The sequence below is a fragment of the Paenibacillus sp. LT-B23 genome, from assembly GCF_059417685.1.
Genome location: NZ_JBSQBM010000021.1, coordinates 105,435 through 119,168, shown reverse-complemented (window position 1 = coordinate 119,168; position 13,734 = coordinate 105,435). Strand labels below are relative to the sequence as shown.

Annotated in this window: 12 protein-coding genes; 9 read left to right on the top strand and 3 right to left on the bottom strand. The window is 49.8% G+C overall.

Going from position 1 to position 13,734, the window contains the following annotated elements; translation table 11 throughout:
- The first annotated feature begins 317 nt into the window (after positions 1-317).
- The gene (locus ACWXW9_RS22900; protein WP_494931318.1) at positions 318-1,364 is read left to right on the top strand and encodes a hypothetical protein; all 1,047 of its coding nucleotides are present in this window, start codon (positions 318-320) and stop codon (positions 1,362-1,364) included.
- Between the two features lie 30 nt (positions 1,365-1,394).
- Here ACWXW9_RS22900 and ACWXW9_RS22895 read toward each other — a convergent pair whose 3' ends face one another.
- Positions 1,395-2,954, bottom strand: a complete 1,560-nt coding sequence (locus tag ACWXW9_RS22895; RefSeq protein ID WP_494931306.1) for an Ig domain-containing protein — start codon at positions 2,952-2,954, stop codon at positions 1,395-1,397.
- 196 nt (positions 2,955-3,150) lie between these two features.
- Complete coding sequence (locus tag ACWXW9_RS22890) at positions 3,151-6,450, bottom strand: DUF5695 domain-containing protein (protein ID WP_494931305.1); 3,300 nt, start codon at positions 6,448-6,450, stop codon at positions 3,151-3,153.
- A gap of 241 nt (positions 6,451-6,691) precedes the next feature.
- Between ACWXW9_RS22890 and ACWXW9_RS22885 the strand changes: the two genes are divergently transcribed.
- Complete coding sequence (locus ACWXW9_RS22885; RefSeq protein WP_134911259.1) at positions 6,692-7,330, top strand: pentapeptide repeat-containing protein; 639 nt, start codon at positions 6,692-6,694, stop codon at positions 7,328-7,330.
- 11 nt (positions 7,331-7,341) lie between these two features.
- Positions 7,342-7,947 carry a pentapeptide repeat-containing protein gene (locus ACWXW9_RS22880; RefSeq protein ID WP_494931304.1) on the top strand — a complete coding sequence of 202 codons (606 nt, stop codon included), beginning with the start codon at positions 7,342-7,344 and terminating at the stop codon, positions 7,945-7,947.
- A 14-nt stretch (positions 7,948-7,961) separates the two neighbouring features.
- On the opposite strand, the gene pdxR is transcribed toward ACWXW9_RS22880, so the two are convergent.
- The gene (pdxR, locus tag ACWXW9_RS22875; RefSeq protein WP_494931303.1) at positions 7,962-9,467 is read right to left on the bottom strand and encodes a MocR-like pyridoxine biosynthesis transcription factor PdxR; all 1,506 of its coding nucleotides are present in this window, start codon (positions 9,465-9,467) and stop codon (positions 7,962-7,964) included.
- A 115-nt stretch (positions 9,468-9,582) separates the two neighbouring features.
- On the opposite strand from pdxR, the gene ACWXW9_RS22870 reads away from it, so the two are divergent.
- The 6 genes from ACWXW9_RS22870 to ACWXW9_RS22845 all read left to right on the top strand — a co-directional run bounded on the left by ACWXW9_RS22870 (position 9,583) and on the right by ACWXW9_RS22845 (position 13,717).
- Entirely contained in the window at positions 9,583-10,194 is a 612-nt protein-coding gene (locus ACWXW9_RS22870; protein WP_283654600.1) for a pyridoxamine 5'-phosphate oxidase family protein, read from the top strand.
- 201 nt (positions 10,195-10,395) lie between these two features.
- Positions 10,396-10,983, top strand: a complete 588-nt coding sequence (locus ACWXW9_RS22865; RefSeq protein ID WP_494931302.1) for a TetR family transcriptional regulator — start codon at positions 10,396-10,398, stop codon at positions 10,981-10,983.
- Positions 10,984-11,095: 112 nt separating this feature from the next.
- Positions 11,096-11,197 carry a hypothetical protein gene (locus ACWXW9_RS22860; protein ID WP_014279728.1) on the top strand — a complete coding sequence of 34 codons (102 nt, stop codon included), beginning with the start codon at positions 11,096-11,098 and terminating at the stop codon, positions 11,195-11,197.
- Positions 11,198-11,552: 355 nt separating this feature from the next.
- Positions 11,553-12,008, top strand: coding sequence for a MerR family transcriptional regulator (locus ACWXW9_RS22855; RefSeq protein ID WP_476127296.1), 456 nt, complete (start codon positions 11,553-11,555; stop codon positions 12,006-12,008).
- A 41-nt stretch (positions 12,009-12,049) separates the two neighbouring features.
- Positions 12,050-13,261, top strand: a complete 1,212-nt coding sequence (locus ACWXW9_RS22850; protein WP_044645298.1) for an MFS transporter — start codon at positions 12,050-12,052, stop codon at positions 13,259-13,261.
- A 27-nt stretch (positions 13,262-13,288) separates the two neighbouring features.
- Positions 13,289-13,717, top strand: coding sequence for a universal stress protein (locus ACWXW9_RS22845; protein ID WP_494931301.1), 429 nt, complete (start codon positions 13,289-13,291; stop codon positions 13,715-13,717).
- Positions 13,718-13,734: the final 17 nt, after the last annotated feature.

Below are 13,734 nucleotides of genomic sequence, written 5' to 3'. Positions count from 1 at the left end.
CTGTCCCAACACCTTGAAAGAAAATAACTAAACTATATGTTCCGGAGCCCTTTGTTAGCCACTTTTTTTGTTGTAATTTTACTGCTTGTTGCAGAGCTTTGATTCCATGCTATACCTAGTGTAAATCCATTCAAACCAGTACTAGGAGTAACTGAATCTGGAGAAGCGCGGCGTTCGCCATTGCAGCGGGATTCTTACCTTTAAAATGTTTTACCTAATCACAAGAATCCCGCTGCAACAGCGATCGTAAGATCAAATGGAACGCGGAGCGGCCACAGCCATACAATATTTCATCTAAGCGTAAAAAGGGGATGATTATGTTGGCTACCTTCTCGGCCGCCCTTCAAGTGAAAAAGCGGATGGCCAAGCAAGTCTTAAAAATGTCCGGTGTCCACGGCATCGGCGTAGGGTATAGGGACCCTGCTCGTCCCAAAAGGGGGGCCGCTGTCATTGTGTACACAGATCGGCTGGCCACGGCCTCTACCGGACTTCTGTCGGCCACAGCACTAGGCAAGCAAACGAGCGTTCCTGTCCGGATTGTAAAGTCTGGAAAGATCAAAGCCCATGCTACGGACTACATGACGCGTATACGCCCGGTCATCGCCGGCTACAGTGTCGGAACGGTTGAAGGCTCCGGTACGACCGGGCTGATCGTTGCCCCAACTGGAGCGCCGGCTACACGTTATCTTTTCAGCAATAACCATGTACTCAATCCCTCCAATACAGACAATCGGGGGGCCACGCTTCAGCCAGGCGGAGCCGATGGGGGGACGGATACCCGAGATCGTATAGGGCGGTTGTATCGTTATATACGCCTGAACCCAACGGGAACCAATTTCATTGATGCGGCGCTTTCCTTGCCGACCCGCAACAGCTCGCTTAATCCGCGTTATGCTACGATAGGAGTTGTCCCGGGCCATGTGACCGCTTATCGTGTAGGAGAAAAATTCAAAAAGGTGGGGCGCACGACCGGATTGGTGAATGGTACGGTAGAGTCCGTCTACACAGATCTACAAATTAATTACGGTGGAAGCTTGGGGCTGCTGACCTTCCAGGATCAGACTGTTATTAGAGGCACTACCCCTGTATCGCTGCCAGGGGATTCCGGCTCTGTCTGGCTCAGACAGTCGGATAATTATGCGGCTGCGGTCAATTTTGCAGGCACGGCAGATGGTCGTATGTCCATCGCCTTCCCGGTGCAGTGGTTCATGCAAGCATTTAACACACGGGTAGCCCGCCCCGTAGGGGCAGGCAAGGTGCGCAGAGTAGATACAGGATCATCCCCACGCTCTTATACAAGGCAACTCACCAGCAAGGAATTGGCACGCTTACAGCCAAGAACAACGCGGATTAAACAGAGCTAATACCCCGCAAGTGAAATCATAGTCGCTTGCTTACAAGCCAATCGTAAAGCTGCGTGAGAACGGCTTCGCCAACTCATCATAATCCCGAAGCTCGATCGTAAAGGAATAGCTGCTTTGTGGCTGGCTGGCGGATACAGTGCCGCTGATCGTTCCGGTAAAGCGGTCGAGTGTCAGCCCGGTAGGCAGGCTGCCGCTTTTCAGTGTCCAGTCGTAGAAGGGGACCCCACCCTTGGCTGTAAGTTTTTGGCTGTAGCTTTGTCCTTTGACGGCCTTGGGCAAGGAGGCTGTGACGATTTCTGGTTCGAGGAAAGGTGTCAGCTTGCGGTTCAGCTTCCAGCCTGCTTTCTCGGCAATGAGCAGCGTCAGCTTGTTCAGCATCCAGCGGCGTACCGGGAATTCTGCCACCCAGCCTGCGCTTTGTCCGCTGAGACGGTCCCAGTATTGCCGATCCGCCGGGATGTGATAGCTTCCATCTAGCGGAACCCGGACGCCTTGGTACGCTTCAACGACGGAGTCGGCACCGCCGCTACTGTGGTAAGCATTCATTCCCGCCCATGAATCACTGAAGGCGACGGCATGGCCGAACTCGTGCATAATGAGGCCGTATACGTCTGTCACCTGAGTCAGATCAGTTTTGTACCAGTCATCATCATTCAGCGAGGTGAACACCTGAGCATCGGGATAAAAATCCAGTGCGGTTCCCAGCGAACGGTGAATGGGACCCGGAACGCGGACGCCGTTTTTCGTGTGGTAATAACCACTATTACCGGGCCATCCGGTCGAATAAGGACCGTCGATACCGCGCAGGAAAATCCATTCTCCATTATAAGGGGCGTTATTCGTGCCAATCGTATGCCCGTTCCAGTCGTTGTTGGGAATATAGTTGCGTTCAGCTCCGGCGGGAACGGTATCGAACGGCTGGACATCGAAGAAATAGAACCAGTCCTTAATCGCCTGCTCGGCCGCCTTACGAGTACCTGGATCGTTAAAATAGTGATTGACTGTATCGTAGCGATAATCGAACACCAATGGGAATGAGGTATCCTGATTATCGTCCTGATCCCATACACGAATCGGAATCGTATGGGTCCGCGTGGCTCCCGCGCTGTCTGCAATAGTAAGATACAGCGTGTAGTGTTCAATCTCGTCCGGGCCACCGTTGCGGTCGGGTGCTACCTCCAGTTTGAAATCCTTCCTCTCAGATGCATTGTTAAAATTCAGCACCTTCGTAGCGCCAGTAGCAGATAACGTACTGGGCAGATTCATCATAAGCCGGGACGTTCCCTGCGCCTTAAGTGTGATGCTGATCGGATACGCCGCACTGGCAGGTGGCTTCACGGTCAGATTGATGAACGGATTAGCGATATAGCCCTGCCAATCCACCAGATCAACGCCGTACCCGTTAATGATGCGTCCGAAGCGGTCAATCACCTCGGCATCGTTGCCAATCGCTTGCGGGGATACGGCGGAACCCGAGACTTGTGCGGTTTCTGTTCCAAGGAGAGCCTCATTTATCGAAGCAGAAGCAGTACCGCATGAATCACAGTCAACACTTGCGGACAGGGGTGGTCTTGCATGTTCTTTACACATGGCGGAATCCTCCTCATAAGCTGGACGGCCTCTAAACCGGGCAGCAACAAGGCTTCCACGAGAGCCGCCCGCCTTTTTTACTCAAATGAATAGGGTATAAAACCATTCATAGCCTAAGTGATTCACGATACAAATCATTCACGGCACGAATCATTCACAACTTAAAAAGTTAATGGCATAAAATAATTACATCCGCTTAATCTGCTCCTTCAGCATACGAACTGGCTACTATTTTAGGGTCTGCAACAGCGTTGCTTACCGAGGCCAAGCTGCGAATCTCCTGAGCAGTGAGCGCTCTGTTGTAGATGATCAGCTCATCTACTGCCCCGTTCAGATAAGGATCATCAAACTGGGATTTTCCAATATAGTTCCGGTCCGTCAGCCCAAGACTGGACGGCTTTAACGTCATGTTCGTGTTGCGCGTTGCCTCCACACCGTCTACATACATAACCCCTGTATTGCCTGACAGCGTCACGGCTACATGCTTCCAGACCCCTGTCGCCAGCTCCGGGGCATTTAACTGCTGTTCCTCCCCGTTACCCGAGACGGTGATGGCAAAGCGCATCCCTGTTCCTTCGGCCTTGGGTGTCAAAAACATATACCGATCCGTGCCTGCTCCAAAATCAAACAGGCGGGCCCAGCCGTTATGGGTGTTCACCCGCACCCATGTCGCAATCGTAAAATCGTTAACGCTGCTGACCAGACCACCGGGCAGGCTGGCGTAGGCGGCTGTGCCGTTTAAGAGCAGGGCGTTGCCGTTCCGTCCGACGCCCCACGAGCCGCCGTTCACATTGGCCTGCTGCCCATTGCCTGACAAATCGGCTGCGGTAGACCCGCTTGTTTCATTAAAATCATATTGGGCTACAACGTCTCCGGATGGAGTCGGATTACCTGAGCCTGTCTGAATACGGATATCGTAGGAGGCCGCCGTACCGATATTCAGTCTGACCGTAGCCGATGAGCCATTAACAGTTGTGACGGAGCCGGTTTTCGTTCCGTCTACGAGCACGTCGTACGTACCTGCGGCCAGTCCGGTTAAGGTCAGGACGGTGGAGTGGGCTGTGCCCGTTGTTGTATTTTTCAACGTCAGACGGACGTTATTTTTGGATTTGGCCACGATAGCCGAGGTGTATTGGTCCCGATTCAGCTCCAGACTCAGCTTTTGGGAGATCAGATGCAGCCGCTGGAATACACCATCCTTGGGAGTGATCGTATAGTTGTTACCGCTTTCTGTAACGTCACAGCCATAGCCATACAAGCCGAAAATGGGATCGACAGCAATGTCCGAGCTTAGAACTTTAATCGCTCCGAACAGCCCCAAATCCGCTTCCCCGGACATGCCGCGCCAGCCGTTGAAGAGCGGACCGCCGTCCAGACCAAGAGCACCGTAATTGCCCTTACCCGCCTGATACGTCCACGATACTGCACCGATATTGGCTGGATCGGAGCTGATCTGTCCCGAGTTAATCGCCCCGATGTTAGCGAGCTTGGCGGCATAGGACAAGCGTTGATCCACTTCGGGCTTGGATGAATAACGGCGTGTCCAGTCATCCATCGCGTAGCCTGCCAGCGAGGTGGTGTACTGGAAGTTCCACCAATTTTCCCCGGTAATCGTGACCGGATCGGCGTAGTAGTACCACACAGGCATATGTCCGCGTGCAGCGCGTGTTTTGGCGTTGATTTTACTCATCATCGTCGTATTGCTGTTCATTTTGGCGAGCGTATATACCGCTTCCTCGCCTGTATTGTCATAGTTATACTCGGAGCCGTAGGGATAGGTGGTGTTTTTGAAATTGTTGTACTTGGTAGCCATTTTGGCAATCAGGTCGTTAGCCTCGGTGGTCAAGCCTTCTTCCTGTAGCGCTTTAATGATATCTGGCGTGGTCAGTTCACCCATGAGCCCTGTGTTCCAGTTGTAGGCGACAGGGCCTTCATACAATGCCTTGAAAATACGATAAGCGCGCAGCAAATACGTGTTTTTGCTATTGCGGTAGCTAATCAGGTTCGGATACAGCTTGGTGAGCTTATACATGCTGAAAAACGTGTTGTAAATATGCGGATAGGCATAGCCCCGGTACGTCGGTGTTGTGTTGGGCTGCGGCATCAGGAAATCGGGAACCAGATAATCGGTATGATGGCCTTCCATCAGATTCGTCCAGACGGCAACCTCCAGATAATCATCGACCGCCTTGATCTCGGATGCGACGGGCTTCTGAACGTTTTTCTCAGCCAGGAACTGGCCATGGGTTAATCCCCAATCGTCACCCCACCCCCAGTAGCCTGCAAAGCTGTTGCGCTTGGCCTTATATTGCATCATCCAGTCGTCAAACACTTTGTCCCGCAGGTCGCCCGGCATGTTCCATTGGGTGCTGTTGACCATGAAGGTAGAGTGGCGCTGAAGTGCAGCGTCGACTGGCTCGATGGCATAGAATTGGAGAACAGTTTTTTCGCCGTTACCGTAGTTCACGGTAATATTGTTGTGCCCCAGTCGTCCCAGTGTAAGTTCATATATTTTATGGTTTGTAGGGGCTGTTTCCAGATAGCTGATGGTCGTTTCGGACGGGTATTGCGCTGTGACAGAGGTAATGGATTTGCTGGTATGCAGATCGAATTTAGCCTTGAGATTCGTCGGGAAAATCATGCCCGGAACCACGGTCACATCCACATGTCCCTCGCTGTACAGCCTGTCCTTCACGGCCTGCTCGTCCGCTACCTTGTAAAATTTAAAGGCATACGTTTTGCTTTCGCCTGGAGCCAGCGACAGACTGGTGTTGGAAAGATAGCCACGGTTGGTGCTCTTAATGACATTGGAGTGGATATAGAACACATTTAGTCCTTCGGACCAGCCGCCTTGATCCATAGCCCACGTGCTGCCCGGGTGCTCCTCGACCCTCCAATGGTCCTGATATTCAAGACCTGCGCCTGTAGAGGAATCAGGGACGAGCAGTAGATATGGCCCGATGCCGCTAGGCCGTCCAGCGGTAATAAAAGAACTGTTATGCCCTACAAAGGAGTGGGAAAGTACCCTTGTTTCATAGATTTGTTCGTTATTGCCGCCAGACCAATACTCGTTAAAAGGCAGCGGCAGCCCCCAATCTCCAATTTCGAGCGTTTGATTGGAAGTATTCGTTACTTTCATTTGCCAATGCAAGTAATCGTTAACCAGTGAATATGTTTCATTTAATGTGAAGTTACGTATTCCCTGATTGTTTGACGAATTTTGGTATGATACTTGAACACTACTGCCGGATGAAGTGGTTGTGCGTGCATCCGCAGAGTTGCTTGTCCATGCCCGAGTCCACGCCCCGTTACCGAGACGGTAGGTAAACATGAGTTCACCAAGCCACTGATGATCCGCCGTATTCTGTTTGGGTGCGTTGGAGCTGTTCATGACATAGTTCGTATTGAATGTGTCTCCTACCAGACGTAAGGAAGAGATATCGCCGTAATCTCCGACCGAGATGGAGAACACATTATTGGATAGCTGTACTGCCATGCTATCAACCTCCTAAAAAAAGTTCGTGAGTATACTCACAACGTTAATATATGTGACAGAAATGCTTTTGCTACGCTATGTGTGGAGATTGATAGAAAATAGATTCGTATATTAGGGTACAGGAACGACAGATTGTAATAGTGGCTAGGTTAGGTACGTGTATAAAGCCATTGTTACTGCGCTGCATCATCATATAAACTAGACATATGCCGGAATAAGCACTCAGAAGGTGGAGATAGCTATGGAAATTAAGATAGAGTTGCCGAAAATTCCTTCAGACTTACCTGTATTAACCGATGAAATGTACTCCTTACGATCCAAGGATGAATTTAACACGGGGTCTGTAGAGGATATGACCATGGATAATGTGGAAGCTACCAGAGTTTCGTTTGAGAAGATGACTTTTAAAAATGTTACGATTATGGAATCGTCATTGCCGGAAAGTGAATGGACAGATGTTATTTTCGATAAATGCGACCTGTCTAATATTAACTTTTCCGGTTCCTTTATTCACCGGGTAGAGTTTAGAAATTGCAAACTGCTCGGAACAGACTTCTCCAGAAGCAGACTCCAAAATGTTCGTTTTCTGGATTGCTTAGGGGATTATTCAATGTTTCGCTTTGCCAATTTCAAGCAGGTTGGTTTTGAGGATTGTTCATTGATAAGCTCCGACCTTTATCATTTGACGCTACAGAAAACCTTTTTTACCCGTTGCAATATGGATCAGGCCATGCTGTCGGGGTCCAAGCTCAAGGGGATTGATCTGAGCGATTGCGAATTTGATGGGCTACAGGTGGATATCGAAGACCTGGATGGGTGCATGATCTCTCCACATCAAGCTTCGTCTTTTGTGGGGCTGTTAGGGCTAGTGATTAAATAAGGGGGATCATTATGTTTCAGTATCAGGAGCAGCAATATAAGGGCATTGATTATAGCGGTAAAGATTTAAGGGATGGTGAACTTATTCGTTGCACCTTTGAACGTTGTACCTTTACGAACGGTTCGTTGGAGGAAATCATGACCAGCGAATGTCGTTTTATCGAATGTGATTTTCAAGGGGCACTGTTGAACGGTTCTATTCATACTGAATCGGCTTTTATAAATTGTAACTTTATTGAAGCCAATCTGTTCGTCTCCAAATTCAGCAATTGTAAAATGACGGGCTCGGACTTTTCAAAAGCAAAAATAGACGGCATTACGCTCGTTCAGGGGGATTGGTCTTATACCAATTTGCGGCAGGCCCGGCTGGAAAAGCAGGATTTGAGAGGAGTGCGCTTTTATGAAGCGGATCTCTCGGATGCCAATCTGCAGAAGGCAGACCTCAGAGATTGCGACCTGACCAGAGCTATTTTAGCTCATGCCAAGCTACAGGGAGCCGATTTGCGTGGTGCTACTATGGATGGAGTCGATTTTAAAGCACTTGTTGTCAAAGGTGCACGGATGGATCGAGACCAGGGGCTGGCGTTCTTGCGTTCATATGGTGCGAAGGTCGATTGAGGCGAAGGTTCCACTCATTTTTTAATACTATCCCAAGCCTGGCGCAGACGGTTAATGCCTTCAATCATTTGGTGTTCCGTTAAATGGGCAAAAATAAAACAGGCGGATGGGGGGCCTGGCGTCAGTTGGTAATCGGCTGCATCACGCCATGTGACTCCGAAAGACCGGGCCGCCTGCATCAATTGCTGATACTGAGCAGGCTCATGCTCCCAGACCGCATAGGCATGCAGGCCGCAGTCAGTCTGATGCCAGTGAAACAGTCCACTCAACTGCTGCATTTCGCGCTGGAACACCTCGTAACGTGATCTGTACATCCGGGTCATCCGGCGCAGATGGCGAACATAGTCGCCGCGTATCATAAATCGTGCCAGTGCGCGCTGTTCCAGACGGGCAGGCGGCAGCGGGTCATATAGCCGTTTGGCGGCTGTTAGCGCTTGAGCCAGTGCAGCGGGCAGAATAGCGTAGCCCAGTCGAAGACTGCTGAACATGCTTTTGGAAAAGGAACCGACATAGATGACACAATCCGCGCGATCCAGTGCTTTCAGCGGTTCAATCGGTCGTCCTGCCCAACGGAATTCGCTGTCATAATCATCTTCGATAATCCACGCGCCTCTGGACACCGCCCATTGCAAAATATGCTGACGGCGTGCTAATGGCAATACAGCTCCGGTTGGAAACTGTCGTCCCGGTGTAACAAATAGTAATCTGGAATCCCAATCCTGCGGAATAATTCCTTGTTGATCCAGCTCAGCAGCTTGCACCTGTCCGCCCGATGCGGTAACCGCACGGTGAATACCGGGATAACAGGGATTTTCCAGCACGATGGGATCTTGCTCATTAATAAGCAACTGGCATAATAACGTGATCACTTCCATGGAGCCACTGCATAATACGACTTGGTCCGGGTGGGCCATAATTCCCCGCGTTCTTCCAACATGCTGACAAATCGCTTCACGCAACCATTCATCGCCATTCACGGGTGCTGTCATCAAGGCAGACGAAGGCTTTTGCAAGTCTTTGCCAGCGGCAGCCATTGCGCTTTTCCATGCGGTCAGTGAATTGCCTTCCAACACCACTTCTCCTGCCTGAAAAGAAATCAGGGGTTGTTGAGCCGCATCTTCATTTACACCAGAAGCAGAAGATGGCTGTGACTCTCCTTCCATCTGCATAATCCGTTGTCCCCATGTGGACAAAGCTGGGGTTGTTTGTTTTACAGAAGGTGCTTGCCGGGTCTGCTTATCAATCGATGATGTGTTGGGTAGCAACGCGGTTTGTTCAATCACAAAAGTCCCTCTGCCTACCGCGGTTTCCACATACCCTTCTGCCAATAGCATATCGTAGGCTTCTGCAACACTGCCCCGCGAAATTCCATACATCACAGCCAGATCACGACTGGAAGGCAGGCGCGTACCGCTGGCAAGTGATCCGTTCAGAATTCCTTCCCGAAGAGCATGATACAAGGCCAAATATTTATGATGATACAGTTGAATAGCACGCTGATAAGCAATCGTAATATCCATAACCTTCTCCTTCCATTGGACTATTCATTTTCGATCATATTGGATCTATTCATTGATCCATTTTCAACATAATCTGAAATGTATCGCTGGTCAATAGACGAAAGGAGCATGATCCATGAGAAGAAAAGAATTTACGGTGGCAGAAGAAGAGGAAATAGAGCTATTTCTGAGCGAGGTCAGTTTCGGTTTTCTGGGCATGAACAGCGAGGATGGGTTCCCGCGGGTTGTACCCTTGAATTTTGCTTATGGAAATGGTGTTTTTTATATTCATGGCAGCCGTGCCGGAGAGAAGATGGAACGTATGATGGAGGACAACCGGGTCACGTTTTCCGCTGCCAAAGAGTATGCGCTCATCCCGTCTTATTTTACGGATGAACATATGGCATGTCCGGCAACATCATTTTTTAAAAGTATTACCGTGCGAGGTCATGCGGAACAGGTAGTGGAACTGGAAGAAAAGGCATCTGCCTTTTCCATTTTTATGAGTAAGCTGCAACCGGAGGGCGGCTATGAACCTATCGATGCCAGCGATCCCCGGTATGCTTCACGTCTGAAAGGAGTCGCACTGATCAAAATTGTACCGGATGAGTGGACCGCCAAATTCAAATTCGGGCAGAATGTTAAAGAGCAGGAACGTCAACAGATTATCGACGGTTTGCAAAACCGAGGGCGGGATGATGATCTGACAACCATTGAAATGATGCGCAAATATTGTCCTCACCACTGATCCGGCGTCATCATTCTTGCTTGCTCATGGTCTAATTGGTTAATACTACCTTAAAGAGAGAGGCCCTTATATTTTCAAAACCTTCATTTCTTCTGTATTAGGACTTTGGAAGGACAGGCATATATCATCCTCAAGCCCATTGTTCTTACCGCAAGGGAACTTTATAATACGATAGATTTGTGGAGTAAGGGGGCAGGGACCGTGACGAGAGCAGGAGTCAGAAGTCGGGAAGGTCGACGGTTGTTACTGGAGGCGGGGGCTGAGGAGTTCGCTCAGACCGGTTTTTATCAGACCAAGGTAAGTTCGATCGCGGCGCGTGCGGGATTGACGCAGCCGGATTTTTATATTCATTTTGAGAGTAAGGAACAAATGTATGAGGAGCTTGTTGAGAGCTTCCGGGTGTTGGTGAATGAGACGGTCCAATGCATGAAGGTGGAACCGGATCAAAGCCAAGCTGAAATTTTGAGCCGGGGGCTAGTGTTTCTGGAATCCATTTTTCGTATGTTATCCAATAATTCGGCGATAACCCGTGTCGGATTTTACCAGGCGTCGGACTCGGTGCGTATCAAGGCAGAAATGGCAGGTCATATTAAAAAACATCTGCTTGCGGCACAACGATGTGGTTCTTGCCGTGAGGAATTGGACCCGGAGCTGACGGCGGAATGCGTCGTTGGTTTGATTGAACGGTTGACGTTAACCAAATTGCTGACTGGACGCGAAAGTCCATCCGTGCTTGCCAAGCAGACGCGAAGCCTGCTGTATCACGGCATGCTAGCGCATGAAGGATAACGGAACCAAAGCGAAAGACCTACATTTGGGCGGGAGGCCCGGCATCTGTACCTATCATGGTTGGCAACATACGCATAAAATGCTTTTGTAAACCATGAAGGGAGGAATCAGTATGTCTGGAGTAGGCGCTGGTTATGGAGCTTTCACATCTACAGGAGCGATTCTGGTACTTTTCATTTTGCTCGTTATTATCACTAAAGCATTCTTTATCTAATTCGTTGCTAAACAATCTGCATTCGAGCGATTTGTTTGTAATCAACGGAGGGAGGAGGAATTTGAGATGGGTGAAGTAGACAGAGGTTATGGCGGTGGTGGCTACGGCATGTGGACTTCCACTGGTGTTATTCTGGTACTCTTCATTTTGCTGGTTATCATCACTCGCACTATTTTCATCTAAATTATATATTTCATGGGCTTGAGCGCCGATGCTTCGGGCTTATGAACATGCAAGTCGAAACAGGAACCGTCTCTAATAGGAGCGGTTTCTTTTTTTTCTCCAAAGTTAACGTTGACGTTAACGTTAGATAGGCGTAGTATTTATATATAAACTTTTTCATAAGGTGGGTGTCATGGTTACGTATAAAATTGACGAGGTCGCCAAGCAATGCGGTTTGACCAAGCGAACCATTCGTTATTATGAGGAAATCGGTCTCTTGCCCTCCCCGCAGCGCAGCGAAGGGAATATGCGGCTGTATACGCAGGAGGATGTGGATTTACTGAAAAAAATTGTGAGTGCCAAGGAAGTGCTTGGTTTCTCCCTGCAAGAGCTTCAGCGTTACATGTCCGCAGCAGAAATGCTCAAGGGTCAGCGGGAGGAATATCGTGAGCGAACGGATATCCTGCATCCTGTTGAGCGCCGGGCCATGTTGGAGGATATGGAGGTAACACTGAATGAACAGTTGGAGCTGATGGAGGGAAAAATCAACAGCATCCGTATGCTCCAGACCGAACTGGAGGAGCTGCGGGTCAGGGTTCGCGAACGAAAGGTTTTGCTTGATAAGGAGCTTGGCAGCGAACCATCATAAGCGAATCATTTTACATTTAGATTTGGAGGTTACATCCTATTATGAGTTCACAACACGCATTACCTGATGAGTTAAAAAAACAGGCAGGCTTGCTGTCTCAGCCCAAGGCGGTATGGGCGGTTGCTTTTGCCTGCGTTATTTCATTTATGGGACTGGGATTAGTCGATCCTATCCTTCCGGCCATCGCCGATCAGCTTCATGCCACCAAGAGTCAGGTGTCACTGCTGTTCACCAGCTATAATCTGGTGACAGGTGTAGCTATGCTGATTACGGGCGTAGTGTCCAGCCGATTGGGTGTCAAATGGACGCTGCTGACCGGGATATTGTTGATTATTGTGTTTGCCGGGTTGGGAGGTACAGCCGATACGGTTGGCGGGATTGTGGGCTACCGGGCAGGCTGGGGGCTGGGGAACGCACTGTTTATTGCAACGGCGCTATCCGCCATTGTTGGTCTGTCCACTTCGGGAACAGCCAAAGCCATTATTTTGTATGAGGCGGCCCTGGGTCTAGGGATTTCGGTCGGCCCGCTGCTTGGCGGTGAGCTAGGCTCCATTTCTTGGCGCGGTCCGTTCTTCGGTGTAGCTGCGCTGATGGTCGTGGGATTTTTGTTCATTACATTTATGCTGCCTTCGATTCCGAAGCCTAAAAAGCGTGGTTCGATTGCTGATCCGTTCAAAGCGCTCACTTATCCGGCCTTGCTAACGCTGGGCATTGTGGCTTTGTTGTATAATTTTGGATTTTTTACGCTGATGGCGTATTCTCCATACGTGATGCATCTGGACGAGCATGGTTTGGGCTATGTCTTTTTCGGCTGGGGGATTATGCTGGCCTTTACCTCAGTGTTTGTAGCACCGAAGATTCAAGCACGCTTTAGCGTGGTATCTTCCATTAGTGTCATGCTGACGCTGTTTGCCATTGATTTAGGCGTTATGGCGATAGGAACGGTCGCAGGCTCACCGAAGACTGTCATTGTTGCGGTGATCGTGGCTGGTATTTTTCTGGGGATTAACAATACATTGATCACAACGGCTGTGATGCAAGCAGCTCCGGTGGAGCGCTCCACGGCATCTGCGGCTTACAGCTTCATGCGCTTTTTGGGTGGGGCGATCTCGCCGTGGCTTGCAGGGAAGCTGTCCGAGTGGTATACGGCGGAGACTCCATTTTATTTTGGCGCATTGATGGTACTGCTGGGTGTAGTGGTACTGATCGTACGTCGTCGACATATGCAGGATATACAGATTGATGCTCACTAAGAATGAACTTCTGAGGAGGAAAAGAGTATGAGCGAATACAAGCATATTCTGGTCGCGATCGATGGTTCGGAACACGCTATGAAGGCGTTGGAGACAGCCAAAGCGCTGTCCAAACAGCTTCAGGGTGAACCGCGTCTGACCGTATTGCATGTGAATCCGGCTTTATCCATGAATGAGCCCCCGGTTGGGGTGGACGTGGATGAGCGAATTGAGGAGGAAGGGCGCCATATTTTGGAGCCAGCATCCGATTATTTGAAGGACGGGGGTATTTCTTACCGTATGCTGGCGGGTCATGGTGATCCGGCGAGTGTTATTTGCAAAAGTGCAGGGCAAGAGCAGGTGGATCTGATCATTATGGGAACACGGGGCAAAGGGCTGGTTTCCGAAATGATCCTGGGCAGCGTCAGCCATCATGTGATCCAGCATGCACCTTGCCCTGTGCTCACGGTAAAATAAACGGTAGAATAAACGTT